This is a genomic window from Bifidobacterium sp. ESL0820 (assembly GCF_052606235.1).
This window is the reverse complement of the sequence record NZ_CP199594.1, coordinates 222951-247751: the sequence shown is the minus strand read 5'-3', so window position 1 is coordinate 247751 and position 24801 is coordinate 222951. Positions and strand designations below refer to the sequence as shown.

General features: G+C 64.0%; 15 protein-coding genes and 1 riboswitch. Of the genes, 7 read left to right on the top strand and 8 right to left on the bottom strand.

Annotated features, from left to right (window positions below; all coding sequences use genetic code 11):
• Positions 1–63 precede the first annotated feature (63 nt).
• Positions 64–984 (bottom strand): TrmH family RNA methyltransferase, encoded by a 921-nt coding sequence (locus tag ACUIAH_RS01045; RefSeq protein WP_445341099.1) that lies wholly within the window; start codon positions 982–984, stop codon positions 64–66.
• Between the two features lie 220 nt (positions 985–1204).
• Between ACUIAH_RS01045 and ACUIAH_RS01040 the strand changes: the two genes are divergently transcribed.
• A complete protein-coding gene (locus ACUIAH_RS01040; protein ID WP_015022073.1) occupies positions 1205–1825 on the top strand; it encodes a superoxide dismutase in 621 nt (206 codons plus the stop codon).
• A gap of 109 nt (positions 1826–1934) precedes the next feature.
• Here ACUIAH_RS01040 and ACUIAH_RS01035 read toward each other — a convergent pair whose 3' ends face one another.
• From ACUIAH_RS01035 to ACUIAH_RS01025, 3 genes are all read right to left on the bottom strand, one after another.
• Complete coding sequence (locus ACUIAH_RS01035; protein WP_445341098.1) at positions 1935–4430, bottom strand: ATP-binding cassette domain-containing protein; 2496 nt, start codon at positions 4428–4430, stop codon at positions 1935–1937.
• A gap of 10 nt (positions 4431–4440) precedes the next feature.
• A complete protein-coding gene (locus ACUIAH_RS01030) occupies positions 4441–5115 on the bottom strand; it encodes an ECF transporter S component (RefSeq protein ID WP_306221039.1) in 675 nt (224 codons plus the stop codon).
• 49 nt (positions 5116–5164) lie between these two features.
• Positions 5165–5280: riboswitch (TPP riboswitch) on the bottom strand.
• 3 nt (positions 5281–5283) lie between these two features.
• Positions 5284–6660 (bottom strand): dipeptidase, encoded by a 1377-nt coding sequence (locus ACUIAH_RS01025; protein ID WP_445341097.1) that lies wholly within the window; start codon positions 6658–6660, stop codon positions 5284–5286.
• A 66-nt stretch (positions 6661–6726) separates the two neighbouring features.
• On the opposite strand from ACUIAH_RS01025, the gene ACUIAH_RS01020 reads away from it, so the two are divergent.
• The 5 genes from ACUIAH_RS01020 (at position 6727) to ACUIAH_RS01000 (ending at position 12875) form a co-directional block, all read left to right on the top strand.
• A complete protein-coding gene (locus ACUIAH_RS01020; RefSeq protein ID WP_445341096.1) occupies positions 6727–7353 on the top strand; it encodes a DUF3043 domain-containing protein in 627 nt (208 codons plus the stop codon).
• A gap of 140 nt (positions 7354–7493) precedes the next feature.
• Positions 7494–8981, top strand: coding sequence for a dihydrolipoyl dehydrogenase family protein (locus ACUIAH_RS01015; protein WP_445341095.1), 1488 nt, complete (start codon positions 7494–7496; stop codon positions 8979–8981).
• Between the two features lie 48 nt (positions 8982–9029).
• Positions 9030–9764 carry a DUF4191 domain-containing protein gene (locus tag ACUIAH_RS01010; protein ID WP_313837977.1) on the top strand — a complete coding sequence of 245 codons (735 nt, stop codon included), beginning with the start codon at positions 9030–9032 and terminating at the stop codon, positions 9762–9764.
• Between the two features lie 143 nt (positions 9765–9907).
• On the top strand, positions 9908–11344 hold the full coding sequence (gene glnA / locus ACUIAH_RS01005; protein WP_445341094.1) for a type I glutamate--ammonia ligase: 1437 nt from the start codon (positions 9908–9910) through the stop codon (positions 11342–11344).
• 184 nt (positions 11345–11528) lie between these two features.
• Positions 11529–12875, top strand: coding sequence for an MFS transporter (locus ACUIAH_RS01000; protein ID WP_445341093.1), 1347 nt, complete (start codon positions 11529–11531; stop codon positions 12873–12875).
• A gap of 44 nt (positions 12876–12919) precedes the next feature.
• Here ACUIAH_RS01000 and ACUIAH_RS00995 read toward each other — a convergent pair whose 3' ends face one another.
• The 3 genes from ACUIAH_RS00995 to ACUIAH_RS00985 form a co-directional block, all read right to left on the bottom strand.
• Entirely contained in the window at positions 12920–14116 is a 1197-nt protein-coding gene (locus tag ACUIAH_RS00995) for an Mrp/NBP35 family ATP-binding protein (protein WP_121914236.1), read from the bottom strand.
• 69 nt (positions 14117–14185) lie between these two features.
• Positions 14186–16774, bottom strand: a complete 2589-nt coding sequence (ligA, locus tag ACUIAH_RS00990) for an NAD-dependent DNA ligase LigA (RefSeq protein ID WP_445341092.1) — start codon at positions 16772–16774, stop codon at positions 14186–14188.
• The gene (locus ACUIAH_RS00985; protein ID WP_445341091.1) at positions 16767–20171 is read right to left on the bottom strand and encodes a tetratricopeptide repeat protein; all 3405 of its coding nucleotides are present in this window, start codon (positions 20169–20171) and stop codon (positions 16767–16769) included. The genes ligA and ACUIAH_RS00985 overlap by 8 nt, the downstream gene beginning before the upstream one ends.
• Positions 20172–20221: 50 nt before the next feature.
• Here ACUIAH_RS00985 and ACUIAH_RS00980 point away from each other — a divergent pair, with 50 nt between their 5' ends.
• Positions 20222–22480 (top strand): hypothetical protein, encoded by a 2259-nt coding sequence (locus tag ACUIAH_RS00980; RefSeq protein WP_445341090.1) that lies wholly within the window; start codon positions 20222–20224, stop codon positions 22478–22480.
• Positions 22481–22498: 18 nt separating this feature from the next.
• Here the strand turns inward: ACUIAH_RS00980 and ACUIAH_RS00975 are convergent, their stop codons facing one another.
• The gene (locus ACUIAH_RS00975; protein WP_445341089.1) at positions 22499–24736 is read right to left on the bottom strand and encodes an exo-alpha-(1->6)-L-arabinopyranosidase; all 2238 of its coding nucleotides are present in this window, start codon (positions 24734–24736) and stop codon (positions 22499–22501) included.
• Positions 24737–24801: the final 65 nt, after the last annotated feature.

Sequence of the window (24801 nt, the reverse complement as noted above, 5' to 3'; positions counted from 1 at the left end):
TTCCACTGTTGCCAATGCCATGTCCGGGCCGCAAATCAGCGGAAATCCCGGTCGTTGACGCTTTCACATTCTTTCAATACGACTCGACATGGCCATGGCGTAGAGCAGCACCGCCGCCGAGGTAGCCAGATTGAGCGATTCAGCCCGCCCGTATATGGGTATGCGAACGATCTGATCCATGGACTCCAGCAGCTCATTGGGCAGCCCACGTGCCTCATTGCCGAAGAGCAGGGCCATGGGTTGACCCGCCGTGTCTGTCTTGGACAAGGCACCGCTCGCCATCAAATCATTCAGGGAGCGGACCGGTTTGTCCGGCGTGCCATAGACATCGGCCGCCACCATGGCCCGGCCCTGCTGTCTACACAGGGCCAGGAAGTCCTCAGTGCCCATGGTCGCCAGGGGTATGTGAAAGGCCGAGCCAGCCGTAGAGCGAATGACCTTGGGATTGGTGGGTTCCACGCACTGGTCCACCAGGATGACCGCCCGGCAACCGGCGGCATCAGCGGTGCGCATGACGGTTCCGGCATTGCCTGGATCACGGATCTGCCAGAAGGCTGCCACCAGGTCGGGCCCCTCCCCCGTCAGGCTCCGGGGATCGTCAAGGTCCGTCGCTTGTGCCAAAAATCCATCAGTCCGCGCCTGGGCCAGGATCCCCTGCGCATTGCCGCTGATGGCACGCATGACCCGGGCCGAGACGAAGTGCCCATAGCAGTCAGGCAGCTCCCGGGCCTGCTCCATGATGGCGCCTGCGGTCTCGTTGAGCGGCCGCGGATGACCGCCCTTATCTACAGAAGAGGACTCATCCGCCTGAACATAGAGGTCAGTCAGCAGGTCGGGACGCCAGCGGACCGCCTCGCGCACGCTCTGCGGACCCTCTATCAGGAAGCGGCCATGATGCTGCCGGGCCCGCCGATTCTGCAGTTCAGCCAGACGGCGAACTCGTTGGGCACGGGGATTGTCAAGAAGGGAGTCATCAAAGGGCATGGGCACAACTCTAGCCCCGGCAGTCGAAAGCACGGCCGACGGACCTTGATGAGCCCGCGTCTGTGGGAAAGTTCACTGAAAGAAAGGCCTGCGCCCCTTGTGCTCCTCGGACAAGGGGCTAGTGTTAAAGAACCGGTCGGGTCGACCACGTCCGTTGTTGGTATGGCGCAGACCGACCATCACTCGTCTGGCTTGGCCAGAATCATTGTGAGGAGACGATATGCCCGTATACACACTTCCCGATCTGCCCTACGACTACTCGGCGCTGGAGCCGTACGTGTCCGGCAAGATCATGGAGCTGCACCATGACAAGCACCATCAGGCTTATGTGAACGGTGCCAACAAGGCCTTGGAGCAGATCCACGACGCGGCCGAGTCCGGCAACGTGGCTCAGTCCAACCTGCTGGAGAAGAACCTGGCCTTCAACCTGGCCGGACACAAGAACCACTCCATCTTCTGGAAGAACATGGCCCCGGCCATCGGCCAGGAGCCCACTGGCGAGCTCAAGGCCGCCATCGAGGACCAGTTCGGGTCCTTCCAGGGCTTCCAGACCTACTTCGAGTCCATGTGCGCCGGCATCCAGGGCTCCGGCTGGGCCGTCCTTGCCTGGGATACCCTGGGCGAGCGCCTGGTCACCCTGCAGATGTACGACCACCAGGGCAACCTGCCCGTCACCATCTTCCCGCTGGTCCTGCTGGACCTCTGGGAGCACGCCTACTACCTGGAGTACCTGAACGACCGGGCCAGCTACGTCAAGGCCTGGTGGCACATCGTCAACTGGGAGGATGCCTCCAAGCGCTTCGACGAGGTGCGCAACATCAACACCACTCTGGCCAGGTAAAAGACCAGCGCTTCCAACCACAGGCGGACCCCGGTCCTTTCCCCTCTCTGCGGGAGGCGGAAAGGACCGGGGTTCCTCTATATCCGGAGCCTGCGGAAAACCCGGGCGATCAGTTGCCGAAGAAGGCGATGGAGCCGGTCAGGGCAGCCAGGGTCAGGGAGATTGCAGGCACAGCCAGGCATATGAGCAGGAAACCGGCGTCACGTGGTCTGATCTGGGAAACCCTGGCATGGGTGCGCGGTGTGCTGCCGCCGAAACCCCTGGCCTCCATGGCCGTAGCCAAGGTCGTCGAACGCCTGATGGACAGGACCAGCAGGGCGAAGGCCTGGGGCATAAAGGCCTTGAAACGGTTCTCATCGCCCAGCCCGCGACTGCGGCGCGAGGCGGTCAGGGCCGACCAGTCATCCTTGAGAACGGTGAAGAGCCGCATGCCGGCCAGCCCGCCGTAGACGAAGCGATCAGGCAGGTGGAGCACCTGGCTGAAGGCATCGGCCAGATCGGTGGCGTCTATTCCCAGCACGGTGATGATGGCGGGAATCCCGATGGCCAGGATTCGCAGCGCGGTGGCCAGGGCCAGATCCAACGACCGCTGGGTGATGTGGATCATGCCCCACTGCCAGAAGGTGGCGCCGCCGCTCTTGCCGTAGAGGATGATCGCCAGGGCCGAGCCGGGCGCCCCCAGGAAGATGGGCCAGGTGGATCTGACCACCCGCAGGGGTGTGAAGCCTGCCGCGCCCAGCATCAGGAACTCCAGGATCAGTGCCGTCGTGGCCGAGACCGGGTCCAGGCTGATCAGCAGGGGCAGAGCCGCCAGGAAAGCCCCGATCAGACGGAAGGCCGGATTGATGGAGGCTATGTATGGCGACCGGCTGGCCGGCTTGACCGGCTCGTCCCGCTGATCCATGGGCGTGACGGTCAGTCTGGCCGCAACAGTCTTCTGACGGGCCTGCAAATCTGACTCTGATACAGGCCAGACGGCCTTCTGGGCTCCCGGAGGCGTCATCTCCACCAGACGGGCATCCAAGGCCTGGACCAGCTCCCGGTCGTGGGTGACCAGGATGATGCAGGCTCCCTGGTCGCGCAGGTCTGCAATCAGCTGGGCCATGCTGACCCAGGTGTTCCTGTCCTGACCGAAAGTAGGCTCGTCAAGAATCAGCATCTGAGGTGCGGCGGCCAGGGCCGAGGCCACGGTGAGCCGCCGCTTCTCACCGCCCGAGAGCGTGTAAGGGTTGGCATGCGCGTACTGCCTCAGCCTGAAACGGTCCAGCAGCTCCAGGGCGCGAGCCTGGGCCCGGTCCTCGCTCATGCCAGTGCGGATTGGAGCCAACTTGACCTCATCCAAGACCGTGCCCCGGGCGAACTGATGCTCGGGATTCTGAAAGACATAGGCGATGCGCGCCGCCAGCTGGGATGAGGTCCATCGAATGGGCTCGGGCTCGGCAGGCGTCTGCCCCTGGGATTCCCGGAGCAGGCGGTCCTGGGCAAGGACCGAACCGGCCACTGGCTCCAGCAGACCGGCCAGGGTCATGGCCAGCGTGGACTTGCCGGCTCCGTTGGCTCCGACCAAGGCGGTGATCTGACCGGCCCTGAATTCCAAATCGATATGCTCGGCCACTGCCTTGCCCTGACGGCCCACCGCCAGATCCTGAGCGGCCAGCAGGACGGGATGATCATCCCGGCCGGGATCGGATTGCCCGGACCTGACCCTGGACCCTCCAAGCTCAGGGAGCGAATCCCTGGCGCTCCTATAAGCTTCGGGAACCCAGATGCCCAGTGAGGCCAGGTCCAATCCCGGATCAGTGAATACCTCCTGGGGGCTGCCGTCGGCCATGATCACCGTCTTGCGATAGGTCGCAGCGCCCGATCCGCCGGTGCTGTCTTCAACCTCGCCCAGCCCAAGCACGATGACCCGGTCGATCATATCCATCCATGGACCTGCCCGGTGCTCGACCAGAATCATGGTCGAGCCTTGCCGGTCCAGAACCTTCCTGACGGCGCCGACAATCTGGTCGACGCCGACCGGATCCAGATTAGCCGTGGGCTCATCCAGCAGGAGCAGCCCAGGCTGCATGGCCAGGGCGCCGGCCAGGGCCAGACGCTGCATCTGCCCTCCGCTCAGATGCATGGTGGACCGGGTCAGCTGCAGGTCAGCCAAACCCACCTCGGCCATGGCCCTCTGCACCCGTGGCCAGATTTCCTCTCGGGGCAGCCCCATGTTCTCGGGCCCGAAGGCCACATTGTCACCAAGCCGCTGAAAGATGGCCTGGGCATCCGGATCCTGCAGGACCAGCCCCACACGCCCCCGGCTGGAGACGGCGGGATTGCCGTCAATCAGGACCTGGCCCTGGGTCACCCCGCCTTCGTCATCCTCGACCTGATCCTGACCGCTCTGCGGGGCATGATCGCCCAGAAGCCCGGCCACACCCTCGAGGATGGTCGATTTGCCGATGCCGGAGGCTCCCAGCAGCAGCACCCGCTGACCTGCAGGAATGCTCAGGGAGAGGTCCCTGACGGCGAAGTGGTTCCGATAGGCATGCCGATAACCCCAACCGCGCAGCTCCAAGGCTGCGGGTCGGTAGGGGTTGTCCTGGATGCTCCGGTCCACGCCCAGACCTCTACTTCCCAGCCGTACGAATATCGCGGCCGGAGGCGAAACGGTCCAGAGCCCCGGTGGCGGCAATGGCCTTGTAGAGGTACCAGACCAGCACTCCAGCGATCAGAGCGCCCGAGATCAGGGTGGCTATCAGATAGATCACCCCATAGGGGCCGGTCAGGTTGATGGCCTGCAGGTGCGTGCAGAAGGAGTACAGCCAGCAGCCGAAACCAGCGGCAGCGCCTGACAGTGCAACCGTGGACATGTTCCAACGCCGGTAACGCAGCAGCATGAAGACCAGTTCGGCCATGAAGCCCTGAAGCAGACCAATCAGAATGGTCTCCACAGGCACCCATTGGCTGCCCAGCAGCGACTCCAGGATGGCTGCGACCAGCTCGGCATAGACGGCCGCCCCCGGCTTGCGCACGATGACCGATGCCAAGGGCCCGGCAAACAGGTAAAGACCGTTGAGAATGCCCCCCAGACCGGGCACGACCCCGTCCAGGAATGACCAGGGAATGGTGGTCACCATGGCGACCACCCAGTAGATGACTGCGGAGGCCACCCCGATGACCGAGGCTACGGCGATATCCACCACCCTCCACCGTCGGGAGGGGGTCCTGACCTGGGAGGGAGTCCGCTCGGACTCCGGCTCCGATCCGGAAGCAGTGTTGTTGATGAAATGACCATCGGTCATGATCTTGTGCCTTTCCTCGGGGCGCTCCCTATGAGCGCCATCCCGTTCAGGCACGGGTCCAGTGACATCCGTGCGCCGGCATTACCCGGTAAACGTTCGTCCGGTTGAGGCTGAGCCTCCTCTCAGCCGCACGCCCATAGGCATACGGCCCCCGTGTCACTTGCCATCTTAGAACATACGATGGTCAAGGGAATCCAGCAGCAGGGCCTCAGTGATGATGTTGTCGACCAGCCCCTGCAGGGAGATGGACTCGTTCGGGCTGTGGGCGTTGGACTGGGGATCCTCTGGGCCGGTCACCAGGACCTGGGCCTCAGGGAAGAGCCGCTTGAGTTCGGGGATGAAGGGGATGGATCCGCCCTCGCCCTTGTTGACCGGGTCCCGACCGAAGGCCTGCCGCATGGCCTCCTCGGCTTGCCGGACCACCGGGCTGCCGGCATCCATGGCCCATCCCATGCCCATGTCGCCGGGCGTGACCTCCACCCTGGCCCCCTGAGGAGCATGGGCGATCAAAAAATCAGCCAGAGCCTGCGCGGCCTGCTCAGGCCGTTGGGTGGGCGCTGTCCGCAGCGAAATGCGGAAGCGGGTCTTGTCGGCCAGCACGTTGAAGGAGCCCTCCACCGGGTGGGCATCGAAGCCGATCACCGCCGCTGCAGGCTTGGTCCAGAGCCGGGAGGCCAGGGAGTCGGTTCCGGCCAGCCGATATGAGTCCACCACGCCGGCATCCGCACGCAGCTGGGCCTGGTCCAGGTCACGCTGCAGGCCGCCTATGGGCTGTCCGCCCTCCAGGCCGGGCACCGCCAGCTGACCCTGGTCGTCATACATGGAGGCGATCAGCATGGCAGCCAGGGTGTTGGCATCCAGGATGGGCCCGCCGAACTGCCCGGAGTGAACCGGGTGCTCAAGGACTGTGACCGTGACATCCAGGTCCGCATTCCCTCGCAGGGAGGTGGTCAGGCTGGGGGTGTCCGCCGACCAGTTGCCCGAGTCGGCCACGATGATCAGATCCGAGGCGAAATCGTCCCGATGAGCCTGGAGGAAGGGGATGAAGCTGCGCGAGCCCATCTCCTCCTCGCCCTCGATGAAGACCTTGACGTTGACGCGCAGGTCCTTGCCCAGGGCGTGCAGGGCACCCGAGTGGATGGCGATGCCGCCGCCGTCGTCGGCCGATCCGCGTCCGTAGAGCCGTCCCTCCTTTTCCACGCCGGCAAAGGGGTCAGTGGACCACTGGGAGGGATCGGGCACCGGCTGCACATCGTGATGAGCGTAGAGCAGGACGGTCGGGGCCTTGTCATCCACCTGCCGGGATCCGATCACCTCGAAGGCGCCCGGGGTCCCATCAGGATTGGTCGCCTGGACCACCCGGGCATCCACACCCACCTGCCGCAGTTGTCCGGCCACATAGTCGGCCGATCGCCGCATGTGATCCCCGGTGATCCCTTTGGCCGAAACCGAAGCCAGGGCGATCTTGTCCTTGAGCAGATCGACGATCCGGCTCCTATCGTCCTGCACACGTGTGCGGATCGTCTCCAGGCCCAGCTCCGCCATCGTTACCTCCTGTGATTGCTTGCGAATCAATGCTTGCGAGTCTAGGCGTCACCGTAACCTGTTCGCATGACATGGAACCCCTTCTCACGCAAGGATCGACGGGACAAAGAGGCGGAGGCGGACCAGACGGCCTCCACTGAAGAAGCACGAGGCAAGGGACGCCCCACACCCAAGCGCAAGCAGGCTGAGGCCCGGAACCTGCGCCCGCTGGTCCCCAAGGACCGCAAGGCCTCACGCAAGGCCGCCAAGGCCCGGATCCGGGCCCGTGAGGATGCCCAGTACGAGGCCATGAGGACCGGCGACCTCGACCACATGCCCAAGTCGGAGCGCCTGCCCTGGAGGATTTACATCCGCAACTATGTGGATGCCCGCTTCAATCTGCTGGAATGGATATTCCCGGCCATCATCCTTATGTTCGTCGCCACCCTGATGGGCATGTTCGTGGGTCCGCAGCATTATGCCACTTTCACCATGGTGGTGACCGTCCTGCTGTATGGCTACCTGATCGTGGCCCTGGTCGACACCTGGCTGATGTGGCGTAAGCTCAAGCGCCTGCTGATCGACAAGTTCGGCGAGCGCTCGGTGGCCAAAGGTTCACGTTCGGCCTCCTACGCCTGGCAACGTGCCATGATGGTCCGGCGCTGGCGGGTTCCCAAGCCCAATCAGAGCAAGCGCGGGCACTGGCCCGACTGACAGCGAACCGTCCTGACATACCGAACGATGGACTGGTAGCGCCGCCCGGTGCCCTTTGGGTTCCGGGCGGTTTTTGTACTTACTCCACATTGTGCGAATGCTCTTCATTCTCCCAGCCGGTACGGCTAGCATGGATTCTTATGCAGCAATCGATCAACCAACCCGGCACAGAGTCTCTTGACCCATGGGATGCCGACAGCCGCCAGTACGACACCATCATCATCGGATCGGGCCCAGGCGGCTATGCCACGGCCCTGCGCACGGCAGAGCTGGGCGGACGGGTGGCCCTGGTCGAGCAGGACCCTGTGGTCGGCGGCGTCTGCCTGAACCGCGGATGCATCCCTACCAAGGCCCTGCTGACAGCCACACAGGTTCTCGAACAGGCTGACCTTGGAGCCGCCATGGGCATCAATATCGGCTCGGCCAGCATCGACTACCAGAAGCTCCAGGATTATCAGGACCGTATGGTGGACGCCATGACCGGCGGCCTGGCAAGCCTGCTCAAGCAGCGTGGCATCACCGTGGTGCACGGCCACGGCACCATCGTTGGCGACGGCCTGGTGGAGGTGACCGCTGCTGACGGCAATCGAACCCGGCTGACCACCTGCGATACCATCCTGGCCACCGGGTCTCATGCCAGGGCCCTGGAGGAACTCCCCTTCGATGATCTGGTCATCGACACCGACCGGGCGCTGACCCTCAAGCCCTTCCCCCGCCGGGCGCTGATTATCGGTTCAGGTGCGGTGGCCCTGGAATTCGCCACTATTTGGAACCAAGCCGGCTGCCAGGTGACCCTGATGGTCAGGCATGACCGGGTGCTCTCCCACTGGGGTCGGCGGACCGGCCAGATCATGACCCGGGAACTGAAACGTCAGGGAATTCAGATCATTACCCATGCCCGCTGCTCGGGCGGACACCGTCTGCCCGCAGATAGAGGCATGCAGGTCGACTACCAGCCGGCCGACGACAAGGGCCAGGCGGGAGCGCTCGAGACCGATCTGGTTCTGGTGGCCATCGGCAGGGACCCCAATACCAACCCCCAGCATATGAAGGAGCTGGGCATCGACCTGGACGAACAGGGCCAGGTCCTGACCGACTCCCAAGGGCGCACCAGCCGCGACCGGGTCTGGGCCCTGGGCGACATCACCCCGGGTCACCATCTGGCCCACAGGGCCTTCCAGCAGGGCATCACCCTGGCCGATGCCGCCTCTGGTCTGGATCCTGAACCTGTCAACGAGGCCACCATACCCCGCGTGGTCTTCTCCTCCCCCCAGGCCGCAGCAGTGGGCTTCAGCCGCCAGGAGGCCGAGGATGATCCATCGCTGAACCAGGTCAAGGAGACCATCTACCCCATGATGGCCAACTCGCGCATGCGCATGAGCGGCCTGCAGGGCACCCTCAGCCTGATCACCGCCTGCCAAGCCACCGATCTGGAGAAGCAGATAGTCGTCGGTCTGGAGATGGTCTCCCCCCAGGCCTCCGAGAATATCGCCGAGGCCCAGCAGCTGGTGGGCAACCAGATCCCCCTGCACCGGGCGGCCGGGCTCATCCATCCCCACCCCACCTTCTCGGAAGCCATTGGAGAGGCCCTGCTCAAGGCTGACGGCAGACCCCTGAACATGCAGTAGGCATGCGGTAGACTGGTCAACCAGTGAACGTTTCCGAGTGAGGATGGCATGGCTACAGAGGACACCAAGGGCAAAAAAACAAAAAAGAAGAACAGCACGATCAGTCAGATCGTCAAGATCTACCAATTCACTTACGCAGAGGACAAGGCTCTTCCCTGGCTGCTGGCCGCGGCCATCCTGGTGCCCACACTGATAGCCGTGGTGATCTGCCTGCTGGCTCACTTTGGCTGGCTGTCCTGGATCCTGACCGTGCTTCTGGGCATCATGGTCGGCCTGCTTCTGGCCACCATGACCCTGACCAGGCGCTCCGACAAGGTCGGCTACGCCAAGATGGAGGGTCGTCCAGGCGCTGCCGCCGCCGTGCTGAGCAGCATCTCCAAGGCGGGCTTCTCCTTCCCCCAGGAACCTGTATGGATTGATGCCAAGACCAAGGACGCCGTCTGGAGGGGCACCGGCCGAACCGGGGTCTACCTGATAGCCGAGGGCGACTACAACCGCGTCAACAAGGCCATGAACCGCGAAGAGGAGAAGATCCGCCGCATCACCCGCGGGTCGGCCATCCCCATCTACCGGATCAGCGTGGGCCACGGACCCGACCAGGTTCCGCTCAACAAGCTCCAGCGCACCGTGATCAAGAAGAAGGTCAAGCTGACCGCCACCGAGCTGGAGACCCTGAACGACCGGCTGGTCACCCTGCAAAAGCGGCAGAGCGCCCTGGGAATGCCCAAGGGCATCGATCCGACCAAGATACATGTCAGCCGCAAGGCCATGCGCGGGCGCTGATGTTTTCAAGGTCCCGGCGTCTCCCTGAGGGAGGCGCCGGGACCTTCGCATGAAACACCCCCGTAACCTCAGCGGCGCATTGCTGAAAAAACCGGTCCCCTAGACTGGGTGACCGTTACGGTTTCCACGAAAGGAGCAGTTCAGTGAGAGAACTGAAGTCAAAGGCCGATTGCGAAGCTCTGATCAACCAGGAGGGCGTGGAATATGTCTCAGTCAGGTTCACGGACCTGATCGGGGTTCAGCAGCACTTCACCGTGCCCGCCAGCGAATTCCTCAAGGACGCCTTCACGGACGGCATGGCCTTCGACGGCTCCTCCGTCCAAGGCTTCCAAGCCATCAACGAATCGGATATGAAGCTGATTCCCGATCCAGAGACTGCCTACCTGGATCCCTTCCGCCGTCATCGCACGCTGAATGTGGCCTTCTCCATTGTTGACCCGGTGACCGACGAGCCCTACTCGCGCGACCCCCGGCAGATTGCCGCCAAGGCGGAGGCCTACCTGCGCTCCACCGGCATCGCCGACACGGCCTCCTTCGCCCCCGAGGCCGAGTTCTTCATCTTCGACAAGGTCCGCTTCGAGAACAGCATGCAGCGCTCCTTCTACGAGGTCGACTCCATCGAGGCTCCTTGGAACTCGGGCGTCGACGTTGAGGAGGACGGCTCCGACAACATCGGCTTCAAGAACCGGGTCAAGAAGGGCTACTTCCCTGTGCCACCCATCGACCACTACCAGGATCTGCGCGACGACATGGTGGCCAACCTGCAGAAGGTGGGCCTGATTCTGGAGCGCTCCCATCACGAGGTGGGCGGCGCCGGCCAGCAGGAGATCAACTATCGCTTCAACACCCTGCTGCATGCAGGCGACGACCTGATGAAGTACAAGTACGTGGTCCACGAGACCGCCGCCCTGGCCGGCAAGGCTGCCACCTTCATGCCCAAGCCCATCGCCGGGGACAACGGGACCGGCATGCACTGCCATCAGTCCCTCTGGAAGGATGGCAAGCCCCTCTTCTACGACGAGAACGGCTACGGCGGACTCTCCGACATCGCCCGCTGGTATGTGGGCGGCCTGATCGAACATGCCTCGTCCGTCCTGGCCTTCACCAACCCCTCCACCAACTCCTACAAGCGGCTGGTGCCCGGCTACGAGGCCCCGGTCAACCTGGTCTACTCGGCCAGGAACCGTTCGGCGGCCATCCGTATCCCCCTGGCCGGCACCTCGCCTGCCGCCAAGCGGATCGAGTTCCGCGCCCCCGACCCCTCCTGCAACCCCTTCCTGGCCTTCTCGGCCCAGCTGATGGCAGGACTGGACGGCATCCTCAACCACACCGAGCCTCCGGCCCCCATCGACAAGGACCTCTATGAGCTGCCCCCGGAGGAGCACGCCCAGATCAAGCAGGTGCCCGGCTCCCTGGAGGAGGCTTTGAACGCCTTGGAGGAGGACCACGACTTCCTGAGCGAGGGCGACGTCTTCACCGATGACCTGATCCAGACCTGGCTGGATTTGAAGCACGGCGAGCTGGACCAGACCCGTCTGGCCCCCACCCCCCTGGAGTACGAGCTCTACTTCCACATCTGAGTTCACTTGACGGCTGACGCTGGCTGACCGGCCAGGTCACATGTGGCCCGATCCTTCCTGCTGAAGGGTCGGGCCTTTTTGCATCCCGCCTATAGACGGCAACACGCCAGCCCCGGCATCCCGGCAGGCGGTCAGGCCAGAATGAGGAGAGGCATGAAAACGGATCCGATGGAGGTGGAAACCGATGCGCTGGCTGCGTGAGTTCATGGAGTTGCCCGTATATCTGCGAGCCATGCTCATCGTGGACCTCATGTGCAACTTCGGCATCGGTCTGGTTATGCCCATCGAGCTGCTCTTCGCCACCCACTCCTTGGGCGCCACCATGAGCGAGGCCGCCCTCCTGGTGACCATCAGCTCCGTGGGGTCCCTGATCTCCAACCCCATCATCGGCTGGGTCTCGGATCGTCGCTCCTCCTGGCTGGCCATGCACACGGCCATGATCTTCTCGGTCATCGGCCCCCTGATTTTCACCATGGCCCACGACTACCGGGCAGCAGTCGCGGGTGCCTTCGTCTCGGGCCTGGGGATGGGCATGCAGACCTCCTGGGCCAGCATCCTGACACAGATCTCCACCAGAGAGCAGCATCGGATTGTCTACGGCATCAACCAGGCCGAGCTCAACCTGGGCATCGGCCTTGGGGCGGCTGTAGGCGGACTGCTGGCCGCAGGCGGTCAGGACTTCCTCTACCGCATTGGCTTCGGCGGCAGGGCCCTAGGATTCGCCCTGCTCAGCCTGTCCCTGCTGGTCATCGAACGACACTGGCAGCTGCGCCGGCTGACGGCTGAGCTCAAGGCCCAGGCAGAGCGAGAGGTCGTCCAGGAATCCGCAGGGGCAACCCATGCCCTAAAGGCCAGCCAGGCAGAGGGCGCAGAAAGCATGACCGTCAACGGCACCTTCGGCGGACGCACCAGCTCCCTGACCAGGGTGCTGGCCTCAATGGCCCTGCTGACCATGGGAACCTTCTTCATGGACCTGTTCGGCTACTCCCAGTTCGACGCCGGCCTGGTCACCACCCTGATCTCCGATCCGCACATTCCCCGCTGGTCCCTGTCAGTGGTGGACGTGGTCAACACCTTCTCGGTGGTCATCATGAACATCGTGCTGCTGCCCCGGCTCAAGGACGCCAACCATGTGCGCCTGCTGCGCACCGTGCCGGTCTTCTGGGCTGCGGCCTGGGTGATCATCGTCCTGGGCCTGCGCCTGGATTCCACCCCCGGCGCCCTGAGCGTGGCCTCCCTGGGCATCACCATCTTCGGGCTGGGCGAGGTCATGATGGGCATCTCCCAGCCGGTTGTAGCCGCCGAACTGGCCGGGCCATCCTTCAGCGGACGCATGTTCGGCCTGCTCAATACGGCCGCCTCCCTGGGCTACATCGTGGGACCCATGTTCGCCTCCTACATCCTGGCCGGACATGAGGTCATTCCCTTCCTGGCCATGTGCGCCATCGGCTTGGTCGTGCTGGCAGTTCCCTGGTTCCTGGCCATCCCTTCGCGGCAAATCACCAGTCAAAAGAGCCCGGCCGCCGTCTAGCCTCAGGTAAGGCACGGCACCGGACTAATAACCTTGTTTTAGAGTCAGTCCTCACCGGCGGCCCGACGAGCATCGCCAGGCTCCGAACCTTCCATCAGGGTCTTGGCCAGATCCACGAATCGCTCGGTCAGCGGCGAATCATCCAGGGAGCCATCTGACCTCAAGACAGCCGGACGGCCGGACTCCCCCGACTCGCGCAGGTCGGTCTGCAGGGGCAGCTGCTCCAGCAGGGGCACCTGATACCCCAGGTCACGGGTCAGCTGGTCGGCCACCCGCTGGCCGCCGCCCTGACCGAAGATGCGCAGCCGCTCACCATTGTGCTCATACCAGGACATGTTTTCGATCACACCCTGGACCTTGGTGGGCAGTTGGAGGGCCACCAGCCCTGAACGCACGGCCACCTGCGAGGCCGAGGGCTGGGGGGTGGTGACCACAATCAGCCGGCTGTTGGGCAGGGCCTGAGCCACTGACAGGGCCATGTCCCCGGTGCCAGGAGCCAGATCCAGCAGCAGCACATCGGGATCCCCCCACCAGACATCAGAGAGGAACTGTTCCAGCGAGCGCTGCAGACGGGGACCCCTCCAGAGGATGGCCCGGTCCGACCCGGCGAACATGCCGATGGAGATCAGCTTGACCCCCCAGGCGGTCACCGGCATCAGCATGCCGTGCAAGTTGGTGGGCCGGCTGTGCACGCCGAAGAGCCCAGGCAGGGAGAATCCGTAGATGTCCGCGTCAATGGCGGCCGTGTCATAGCCCAGGGCAGCCAGCGTGGCCGCCAGGTTGACCGTCACCGAGGATTTGCCCACGCCCCCCTTGCCCGAGGCGATGGCGAAGATGCGGGTGCCTACGCCAGGCTTGGAGAAAGGGTTGCTGCGCCGGGCGGCCTTGAGGTCGGCCACCAGGTTGTCCAGTTTCTCCCGGCTCATGGAGGAGACATCGATATGCGGACGCAGCCGGGCTCGCGGGTAGGAGGTCACGGTCCCGTTGATCTGGTTGGTGATGGTGGTCGACAGCGGGCATCCCTTGATGGTCAGCTCCACCCGCACGGTCACCTCGTAGTCGGCCTGGGCATCCCTGGCTGGCTCGACAATGATGTCAGTGATCATGCCCAGATCGGTGATGGATCGACCCAGTTCTGGATCGATGACCCGGCTGAGCCGCTCATAGACCTCCCCCTTGATTCTTCGAGGCAGCTCCTCCAGATTCCGGGTCCCTTCCTTGCGATGCTCTACTTGTTCCATGCCGTCACCATATCGCGCCCAGCCATCGGCTGCTAGGGCGCGGCTGGTCGGATATTGCGAATGTCACAATCAGCCTTGGGCCGGGCTTGGGTCGCCGGTGTCAAGCAGACGGTGGAAAGCCGCCTCGTCCAGGATGGGCAGGCCCAGGCTCTCAGCCTTGTCGGCCTTGGAGCCCGGGTTGGCACCGACCACCACATAGGTGGTCTTCTTGCTGACGGACCCAGAAGCCTTGCCGCCGCGCTCCACGATGGCCTCCTTGGCAGAGTCCCTGGAGAAGTCCTCCAGACTGCCGGTGACCACCACGGTCATGCCTTTCAGGGTCTGCGGCTTGGTGCTGCGTTCGACGTGAGCGCCCACCCCTGCGGCCTGCCAGGCATCCAGGATGCGACCGCGCCAGTCGCCGGGCTGTCGGGCGCCCTGGAACCAGTCGTGGATGGAGTGCGCAATCTCGGGGCCCACCCCGTCCAGCTCGGACAAGTCCTCCACGCTGGCCTCCTCCACGGCCTTGAGCGAGGGGAATCGGGTGGCGATGGCCCGGGCCGAGGTCGGTCCCAGGTGCCGGATGGACAGGGCCACCAGGACCCTCCACAGATCGGCATGCTTGGCCTTGTCGATCTCTTCAAGCATCTGCAGGGTGTTCCTGGAGGGTTGGGCGTCGGCACTGTCCAGTGCGGCCTCCTGGACCTGGGTCTCATGACTGTTCATGGCCCGCTCGCCTTGTCCAGCCTGGGCGCCCTTGGGCAGATTATAGAAGGCCGGCACCCGGTACCAGAGGCCGCTGCCGCCAGTCCTGCGCTTGGTTGCGGCACGCCCCTGCCGGCCTTCGACCTCCACCTGCTCCATCAGGGGAACCTCACGCCAGACATAGACCTGACGCAGATCCTCCACCTTCAGGTCGAAGAGGCCTGCCTCGCTGGTCAGGACCGGATCCTGACGTGGCGGAAGCTTCAGGTCCGGGTCCGGCTGGTAGGGGGCTGCCTGGCCGCCCTGGTCGACCAGGACCTCACGCAGGCCGGGGGCGTAGACCTCAACGGAATCAGGCCGGTTCTCATCGGGGTTGGTCAGGGCTATGGCGCTCTGCTCCCCCAGATGCTCGATGTCCAGGGCCTTTCGCGAGGCCATATGGATGATCCGCTCGGTCAGCTGGGCCGGGCAGGACTCCACGTTGGGGCAGCGGATGTCCACATCGCCCTCCTTGGCCGGAGCCAGACGGGCGCCACAGCTGGGGCAGGTCTCGGGCATGACGAAGGGTCTCAGCTCCTTCTCGCGCCCCTTCCTGGCCTCGACGACCGGTCCGACCAGCTCGGGGATCACATCGCCCGCCTTGCGGACCACGACCGTGTCCCCGATCAGAATGCCCTTGCGCTTGACCTCAGAGGCGTTGTGGAGGGTGGTCCTGGAGACCGTGGACCCGGCCACGGTGACCGGGGTGAGCACAGCCACCGGGGTGATTCGCCCGGTCCGGCCCACCTGGACAGTGATGTCCAGAAGCCGGGTATTGACCTCCTCCGGCGGATACTTGTATGCCACGGCCCAGCGGGGGGCGCGTGAGGTGGCACCCAGCCTGCGTTGAAGATCCCGGTCCTGAAGCTTGACGACGATGCCGTCCAGGGCATGCTCGATGTCATTGCGGTGCTGGCCGTAATAGTCGATCATGTCCAGGATCTGGTCGAAGGAGGTGACGACCCGGTTGTGGGGAGAGACCGGAATCCCCCACTGCTTGTAGAGGTCGTAGGCCTGGGACTGGTCGATGACCTCGTCGTGGGTCCCCTTGGGATGGGCCGGGCCCCACCTCAGGGAGCCCAGGCCATGGGCGTAGAAGCTCAGACGACGGCTGGCTGTAATGCGCGGGTCCTTCTGCCGAAGAGACCCGGCGGCGGCGTTGCGAGGGTTGGCAAAGGGCGCCTTGCCCTCCTTCTCCTGCTGCTCATTGAGAGCGTTGAAATCGTCGAACCGCATGAAGACCTCGCCGCGGACCTCCACGAACTCAGGGATGTCGCGGGCCGGACCGGACAGGTTCTGCGGAATGCTTGGGATGGTCCGGACGTTCAGGGTGATATCCTCTCCGGTCACCCCGTCCCCCCTGGTCAGCCCCTGCTCCAGGACCCCGTTGCGGTAGAGAAGGTTGAGGGCCAGGCCGTCGATCTTGACCTCGCTGGTCATGGGCAGAGCCTTGTCCTCTGGCCAGTCAAGCTCGCTGCGAAGCCCCTCATACCACTGGCGCAGCTCGGCGACGCTGAAGACATCATCCAGGCTGAGCATCTGGGAGGGGTGGCGGACCGAGGCGAAGTCGTTGGAGAAGGTCCCTCCGACCCGGTGCGTCGGCGACTGGGGGGTATCCAGGCTGGGAAAGCGGGACTCCAGCTCCTGCAGGCAACGCATCCTGGCATCGTAGGCCGCGTCGGAGGAGACCGGAGCATCGTCTATGTAGTAGGCGACCTGGTCGGACTCCACCCAGGCGGCCAGCCTGGACCAGAGACGCTGGGCCTGTTGGGCTCCCAGGGAGTCAAGATCCAGCTCCCCGAGCCGCATGGCATCGGCATCGTCGGGCTGAAGGGAGGCTATCCATCGGTCAGTGCCCGGCCTGGGCCTGGACTGGGCATTGCCATCCTCATCACTGGTTTGCTGAATATCTTCCTGAGCTGTTTTGTCATGCATTGAGCGACCTCATGAACTGTGCCTGTACCACATCAACACCTTCATTATCGTCGTCGTTCATCCTGGCGGCCGCCATTGACAGGGTTCGGGCCGGGACGAAGAGCCCGCCGTCCACACAGATGCGCGCGGCCTGGCGCACTATCGAAGCCACCTCGGTGTGAGGCCAGACCGGCAGGCCATGTTCAGCCAGCACCTGGCGGGCCTGTCTGTGGTTTTCGGGCAGGACCACGCACTGGGAGCGGGCCCTGGCCTGCAGCTCGGCCAGCTCGCTCTTGAGGGCTGGTATCCGGTCAGGACTGATGTGCTCGCTCATCAGATAGGCCGCTGCAGCCACGTCGAACTCGTCGCGCATCCATGAGGCATAGGCCAGACGGTAGTAGGCGAAGGAGGCATCGTCCCGGTCCAGAGCCACCCTCAGAGCATTGAGTGTGGCAGCCCGGGCCGAATCCCAGTCCTCCCGGTTGGCCAGCATGACTGCCAGCTTCAGGTGGGAGAGCGGGTAGGCGGGCGCATAGGCCACCATGGCGTTCAGGTGTTTGAGGGCCGCCTGGTCCTCCTTGAGCTGGGCCAGCAGATCGGCTATCTCCAGGTGGGCATAGAAGAGGTTGTCAGGAATGAGCAGGGTCCGCTCCCCCGGTGTGGCGAAGAGGCGGTTATAGACCACCCGCTCGGCGTAGGAGTTGAAGTAGCGGGGCACCTGGCCCTCGGCCGCAAAGACGGCATCCATATGGGCGATGGCATCCTGCTCAACCTGTATGCCCTGGGCTGCGCCGCCGGAGAAGAGCAGATCGCGGGCTTTGACGCGCTCCTTGTCCAACTGGGATGACAGGGAGAAGTCGAAGTCGGGAACAGGGGTGCCGTCGATCATGGCGCTGGCAACCTGAGGCGCCAGCTGCTCCAGCTCCGGGTCGCCGATGCTTTCGATGATGCCCGTGGCCGCCTGGGCCTTGGCTGCCGAAGTCATGGCCCGGTCAGAAGCCAGCTGATGGAAGCCGCCTACAGCCCTCTGCAGCAGGTCGGCCCGCTGGATGGACAGATCCACAGCCTGATGCGCGCCCAGTGCCTTGGCAGACTTGTCGGCAAAGGCCACCTCGGAGAACTCGGGCTCCTCCTGGCTGCCATGGGGGCTGAAGTGATCATCGCGCATGTCGAAGACAGCCTCAGTGGGCTTGAGCCCGCCCTGGGAATCCACCTGCATGGCCGCGTCGAAGAAGCGGTAGACGGCACGTGGATCCTTCAGACCCTGTGAACGGATGCGGGAGAGGAAGAGTTCCCTGCTGAAGACCACCGAAACCAAGGTGCGTATGGTCGGATTGCTCTGCAGAGCGCTGAGCGGGTTCTGCGATGCGTCGTCGTCGCTCTGATCTGCGGAGGCATCATCATTGGAGACATCCTCCTTCGATGCATCCCCATTGGCTGACGACGGCGCTGCAAAGGCTGCAGAGTCAAGGTCCACGCCCTGCATGAGATCCTTGAACTCACGATCCACGGATTCCTTTTCGCCCTGATCCTCGGCCTTGTCTTCCTCTTCGTCCTGTTGTTGCTCAGGAGCCATCCGGGAGGCGATAGGTTTGGCGGGATCGCCGTGTACGTCGCCATCCTTGGGATCAGCCTTGGACCCAGTGGGGGCCACCTCACCCGAACGCATGCGTTCAAAGGCCTCCAAAGCCTGTCCCATCATGGTCCTGATGGCCGAGTTCTGCTGGTCGACAGCCTCTTCCAGACCGATGGAGTCGATCTGCAGGCTGACCTCGCGCACAGCTGGATCCGCTCCGAAGGCCAGGGCGGCCATCATCAGCCCGACGCGCAAATTGTAGTCAGCGCTCATGGCGGAACGTTCGCCCTCGTCCAGGTCCCGCCAGGCCCGTGACTTGTCCTCGTAGCGGCTGGAGGGCATCATGGTGCGCCCTGCCGCGGTGAAGGCCAAGGCTACCTGTCCCTGGGCAAGATTGGACCTGAACTCCACATCAAAACGGAAGGGCAATCGAAGGGATCGCATGAGCATGGCCATCGTCTGCCGGTAGACCCACTCGGATCGCACCGGCTCCTGGCCCTGGCCGTCCGCTCGCACGGGCAGCGCCCGGGGAGCCTGTTGACGGACCATGACAGCGGTGGCTGCAGCCTTGTCGACCATGGCATTGATAGCAGTCCGCCCGTCATCCTCCAGGGGATCGAAGCGAATCGGATAGTCTCCCGGGCGTAGCAGGGCGACAATGGCAGGATCGTCCAAGAGGGCCTGGTCCAGCCGGGTAGCCTGGACGCGGTTGATCGAGTCCTCGGTGGGCAGCGTCCCCAGGCGAGCATTGCGCTCCAGCCAGGCGCTGACTGCGGCAAACCTGTTCAGATTGCCTTCGATGCGCAGGGCCGCCAAGGCGGCAGTGAACTCCAGTCCGTTATCCCAGCTCAGGAAGTAGGCACCGGAGTAGGAGGAAGCATACAGATGCAGGGGCTCCGCCCCGTGAACGGCCTCCAAACCCGAGACGGGCGACAGGGCCCCGGCCTCACGCATCAGGTCGGCGAACAGATCCTCCAGCCCGGAGACCCGCTGCCCATGGGAGCGTGCCTGGATCATGTCGCCCACGCTGCGTCGGATGGCTCCCATCGGTGCCTCCCGGTTGAGCCGGTAGAAGATGTTGCCCGAGCCGAACCCAGTGAAGGTCCCCTGGATGCGCGGCAGCAGGTAGGCGGCGAAGAAGGCGATGGCCACAGCATCCCGATACTCCAGGTCCAGACGCATCTCCGGAGGCAGCAGGGGACGCAGCTGCTCCAGGCAATAGCGGCCATTGGACCGCAGCCAGGAGGCCAACCAGCGCAGGTGGCCGGCATCGTCACGACCTACTACAGCACCTTGCAGGGCGCGGACCGGCCCCGAACCCTGTTCTGGATCAAGGCCCAGCCGACGACCGTCGGCCAAGGTCACCTCCTCCTCCCGACCCAGCAAGAAGGCAGGCTCCATATTCTGCAGATCCATCCGGCTTTGCTCGCCAATGAAAACCCGGCCATGGTCGTCAGCCAGAGCGATCTGGGCAAAGTGACGGCGATCGGTGAAGATCCCCAATGCGAAGCCCCGGCCAGGGGCATCGGACCACTGGACCCAGCCCAGCGTCAGCCCCTCGGGCACGCCCTGCAGGCGGGGAAAAAGCCGGCGCTTGACAGCAATACCTAAAATACGGCTGTGAGAGGCCAGGAATTCGCGCATCTGCCGATCATCCGGATGGCCTCCCGTCCGGTTGATCAGATCGACCATGTCGGCCACCGAAGAATCCAGGGGACGATCCCCACGACCCCCTGTGGTCGGCCGAGAGGAGCCCACCAATCCCTCCAGTGCGGAAAGAATGGAACGGCCCAGGCCGGACAGATCCCCGAACCCCCGGGACTTCTTCGCGTTCTTGGACATACCTTCGATTGTCCCAATCCAGCGCGACATGTCGCCGTTAGAATAAAACCGTGATGACTCTGCCAGCCCTGCGACGACCCACCCCGGCCAGGGGCACGACCATTCGGCTGCTGGCAGCGCTTGTTGTTGTGCTCATCCTCGAACTGGGAGTGTTCAATCTGGCCCATTGGCAGTCCCTGATAGGCTCCAGGTCAAACTCTCCGGCACAGACTACGGGCGATGCCCACTCCCCACCAGGCCGGCTGGGACCAGGGCTGTCCCCTCTGCCGGGCGGGGGACTGAAAGTCACCGATCCGGCTGGCGCCTGGGTGGATGTCCCTGTCGCCGATGGACAGGCATCCTTTGTTCAGGCCCATCTGGCAGAGGATATCGAGGGTTCATTCCTGTCGCAGATCCATGTACGTCTGGACCTGCGCCTGGCCGGCGATGGGGGCTGGACCCAGGGCACCCGAGGGCTGATCTGCCCCGGTCAGGCCCGCAGCCACTATCTGCGCATCCGTGGAAAACCCAGCGGCGCCCGGATCCAGTCCATGCGCCTGTGGATACAGGAACCCACCGGATCCCGGCTGGCACTGACCGGTATGACCCCGGCCAAGGTGGTCCCCCTGGACCTCAGCTTGGCGCGGATACTGATGCTGGCCTGTCTGGCGGCGCTGATCCTGGGCTACCTGCCCGGCTCGATCCTCTGGCGGACCCGGCTGGATACGGGCTCAGCGAGCCAGCGCCTGGTCCTGGCCCTGATCCTGGCCCCGCTGGCAGCCTGGTCCTGCTGGAACATCCAGCATGATCTGTCCACCTTCACTCCCATGGCCTACCACCAGCCGCATGCCTACGTCTACGACTTCAACCAGTACGATCACGTAGCCCAGGCCCTTCTTCATGGACGCCCCTGGCTGGATCTGGGCCAGGCGCCAGGTCTGGCCAAGGCAGCCAACCCCTTTGACATAGCCACCCGCAACGCACTGCTGGCCCAGGACCAGCAACCCATATATTGGGACTACGTCTACCGGAGCGGCCACTGGTACTCCTACTTCGGCGTCCTGCCGGTGCTGCTGCTCTTCCTGCCCTACCGAGCGATTACCGGCCTGGTGCATCCAGGCGGCTATGCCCTGCCCACCAGTTCGGCTGCAGCCCTGCTGGTTGCGGCGGCCACCATCATGACGGCTCTGGCCACCATCCGCCTGCTGGCCCGCTGGTACCCCCGGGTCAACTTGGCCGTGGTCGGCATGGCCCTTATGACCATGCTGGGAGGATCCGGCATGGTCTACCTCTGGTGCCGCCGGAACTTCTATACGATTCCCTTCGATGCCTCCTTGCTGGCGGTCATGACCGGACTTTGGCTCTGGATGGGGGCCAGACGGGTCAGGCAACAGACTGCGGACGCTGGTGAACATCCGAGTCATCGGTCAACACGTATGTGGACCATAGAAGACGGGGATAACCCCTGGCATCTGTCCCCAACCCGGCTTTTTTTGGGATCGCTGTCAGTGACTGCCACCCTGGGTTGCCGACCCACCTTCCTGGCCGCCGGTCTGTTGGCGCTACCCCTGTTTGCCCGGGAAATAAAGGCAGTATTCAGTACCTTGTTCACGCGTGGCAGCCATCCTGACGGCCTGTCCCGGGGGCGGGCGCTGTCCCTGCTGACCTGCGGTCTCTTGCCGGTCCTCCTGGTGGCCGCCCCCCTGCTCTGGTACAACCATTGGCGGTTCGGATCCCTGCTGGACTTCGGCAACCGTTATCAAATGACCGTCCTGGACCTGACCAACTATCATCCCGGCACCCAGGGCCTGCTTCAGATCTTCGGCTACTATTTGCTGCAGCCGTTGACCAGTCTGCCCGTCTTCCCCTACCTGCAATTCTCCCCGGCTCCCATGCGGATCTGGCACTTCACCGAACCTGGCCTGGGCGGGCTCCTGGTCACCTCCCCGGTACTATTGCTGGCCATTGCCCTAATCGCCCTGCCCCGAGTGCGAAACTATCTGCAGCGCCGGGGATGGATGCCCGCCTTGATCCTGGCCCTGGCCCTGGCGGTCCTGGTCATGGCCGCGGACTCCTATATTGGCGGATTCTCAGTGCGCTATACCATCGATTTCGCTTGGCTGATCTGCCTGGCCGCCGTGGTGGTCATAGCCGCTGCATTCTCAATATACGAAGACGGCCGCTCCACTGCGGGAGCGGCCGTCATGAGCCTGCTGACACTGGCCTGCCTGGCTGGTCTGATCCTGACATTTGTCAACGCCATGGTCCTGCTGGAGCACTTCGACTCCAGCCAGGCCATGAACGTGGCTGTCTGGTTCCTAGGACCCTGAGCCCAGCCGACCTCGGTGTCAGGAGTCCAGACCCTGTTGCTTGAGGGCCTGGTTATACCGGTCGACCATGTCAGCCACGATGCCATTGCCATCGCCGCCCGACAGGGTGATGACCGAGGCCAGAGGCATGGTGTCGAAAAGCTGGGCCGTATTGGGATCGTCGGGCAGCGGTATGCCATCCTGCTCGACACGGTCACGCAGGATGGGCCCGCCGATCGAATTCTCACGCCACTCGGCCATGGTCGATTCGGCATTCAACGGAATGAACCTGCCGTCGCCGTCCACCTGCAGGTCCTGCTCCGCAACAAGATCGCGGCTGGAGGTACCCACCTGGATACGGTAGGTGCCCGCCTCCACATGCCAGGTATCCATGGCTGTGGACCAGTAGGCGAAGTCGCGTTCAGTCAGGTCCATGCTCACTCGGCGGGACTGCCCGGCCTTCAGGAAGACCTTGGCGAAGGCCTTGAGCTCATGGCTGGGCCGGTTCACCCGGCTGGCGCAGGGGGCCACATAGACCTGCACGGTCTGAGCGCCGTCCACCTGCGAGGTGTTGGTCACCGTCACCTCCACCCGAGCCGAGTTGGCTCCGGTCTTGGTCACCGCAACCTGATCCAGGTCAAAGTCTGCATAGGACAGCCCGAACCCGAAGGGGAAGGCCACCGGACGCTGGAAGGTGTCGTAGTAGCGGTAGCCCACGTAGACGCCCTCGCCATAGCGGGAGTGACCCTCCTCGCCGGGGAAGGAGGTGATGGTGGGGTTGTCCTCCAGCCGGACCGGAATGGTTTCAGGCAGATGTCCCGAGGGATTGGCGGCGCCGGTCAGCACATCCACCACGGCGCGTCCTCCCTCCTGGCCCAGCAGCCAGGTCTCCAGCAGACCCTTGGTCTTGTCCATCCAGTCGGCAACTGTCACCACGGCTCCATTGGAGAGGACGGCGACCACCCGGTCGTTGACCTCGGAGACAGCCTTGAGCAGAGCCACCTGCTTGTCAGGAAGATCCATGCTGGTGCGGTCGAAGCCCTCGGACTCAGCGTAATCAGGCAATCCCAGGAAGAGCACCACGGCATCGGCTCCGCGCGCGACCTCAAGCGCCTGCTGGGTCAGAGCAGGATCCTGCTCCTTGTCGTCAAACGTGAACCCGGGCGCGAAGTCCACATTCATGCCTGCCTCTTTGAAGCCATCCAGCGCCGAAGAGACCTCGGTGGGTGTGATGTGCGAGGAACCACCGCCCTGGTAGCGCGGAGTCCGGGCGAATTCGCCGATGACAGCGACCTTCTTCTTCGGATCAAGCGGCAGGATCCGATCCTCGTTGCGCAGCAGCACGATGGACTCCTGGGCCGCGCGACGGGCCACGTTGTTGTGCTCCTGGACGTCGTAGCGATACCCCTGCTGGGACATGGCCGGACGGGCCTTGTCGATCAGGTCAAGGATCCCCTGGGCCATCCGGTCCAGCTGTTCCTTGTCCAAATTGCCAGCCTGCACGGCCTGGACCACCTGGTCGTCGGTGCGGGAGGGCGGCATCTCCAGATTGAGCCCGGCCTGCAGGGCATCGACCCTGTTGTGGACAGCGCCCCAGTCCGACATGACCATGCCCTGATAGCCCCACTCGCCGCGCAGAACCTCCGTCAACAGCCAGCGGTTCTCCGAGCTGAAGACCCCGTTGATCTTGTTGTAGGCGCACATGATGGTCCAGGGCTTGGCCTTCCTGACCACGTATTCGAAGGCCGGCAGGTAGATCTCGCGCAGGGTGCGCGCGTCCACGTCAGAGCTGACCCTGAGCCGGTCGGTCTCCTGGTTGTTGGCTGCAAAATGCTTCAGAGAGGTTCCGACTCCCTTGGACTGGACCCCTTCGACCATGCCTGCGGCCTGGTGGCCTGCCAGGACCGGGTCCTCCGAGTAAAACTCGAAGTTGCGGCCGCCCAGCGGGCTGCGCTTGATGTTGATGCCGGGGCCCAGAATCACGGCCACCCTCTCCTGGATGCACTCTTCGCCCATGGCCTGGCCCACCTGGTAGGTCAGATCAGGATCCCAGGAGGAGGCCAGTCCGGCGGTCGGAGGGAAGCAGGTGGCCGGGACCGAGCCGTAGACGTCGGAGCCTGTGGCCTTGCGCAGGCCATAAGGGCCGTCGGTGATCATATAGCCTTCATAGCCCTTGTCGGGAAGTCCCTGCAGGTGCCAGGAGTCGGATCCCGAGGTCAGCGAGGCCTCCTCTTGCAGATCCAGATCCTCGGCTTTGGTATGCGATTTTTCCGTCATGTCTGTGTCCTTTCGGATTCGATTGCCCGGGCCGCTGCTCATCACAGGTCCGGATTACAGGTTTT

Excerpts from the sequence above, each read along its gene's own strand:
- ACUIAH_RS01020 (WP_445341096.1), top strand. The coding sequence starts at position 6,727 with ATGACATGGAACCCCTTCTCACGCAAGGATCGACGGGACAAAGAGGCG.
- ACUIAH_RS01010 (WP_313837977.1), top strand. The coding sequence starts at position 9,030 with ATGGCTACAGAGGACACCAAGGGCAAAAAAACAAAAAAGAAGAACAGC.
- ACUIAH_RS00985 (WP_445341091.1), bottom strand. The coding sequence starts at position 20,171 with ATGTCCAAGAACGCGAAGAAGTCCCGGGGGTTCGGGGATCTGTCCGGC.
- ACUIAH_RS00975 (WP_445341089.1), bottom strand. The coding sequence starts at position 24,736 with ATGACGGAAAAATCGCATACCAAAGCCGAGGATCTGGATCTGCAAGAG.
- ACUIAH_RS01025 (WP_445341097.1), bottom strand. The coding sequence starts at position 6,660 with ATGGCGGAGCTGGGCCTGGAGACGATCCGCACACGTGTGCAGGACGAT.
- ACUIAH_RS01015 (WP_445341095.1), top strand. The coding sequence starts at position 7,494 with ATGCAGCAATCGATCAACCAACCCGGCACAGAGTCTCTTGACCCATGG.
- ACUIAH_RS01000 (WP_445341093.1), top strand. The coding sequence starts at position 11,529 with ATGCGCTGGCTGCGTGAGTTCATGGAGTTGCCCGTATATCTGCGAGCC.
- ACUIAH_RS01045 (WP_445341099.1), bottom strand. The coding sequence starts at position 984 with ATGCCCTTTGATGACTCCCTTCTTGACAATCCCCGTGCCCAACGAGTT.
- ACUIAH_RS01030 (WP_306221039.1), bottom strand. The coding sequence starts at position 5,115 with ATGACCGATGGTCATTTCATCAACAACACTGCTTCCGGATCGGAGCCG.
- ACUIAH_RS00995 (WP_121914236.1), bottom strand. The coding sequence starts at position 14,116 with ATGGAACAAGTAGAGCATCGCAAGGAAGGGACCCGGAATCTGGAGGAG.
- ACUIAH_RS01040 (WP_015022073.1), top strand. The coding sequence starts at position 1,205 with ATGCCCGTATACACACTTCCCGATCTGCCCTACGACTACTCGGCGCTG.
- ligA (WP_445341092.1), bottom strand. The coding sequence starts at position 16,774 with ATGCATGACAAAACAGCTCAGGAAGATATTCAGCAAACCAGTGATGAG.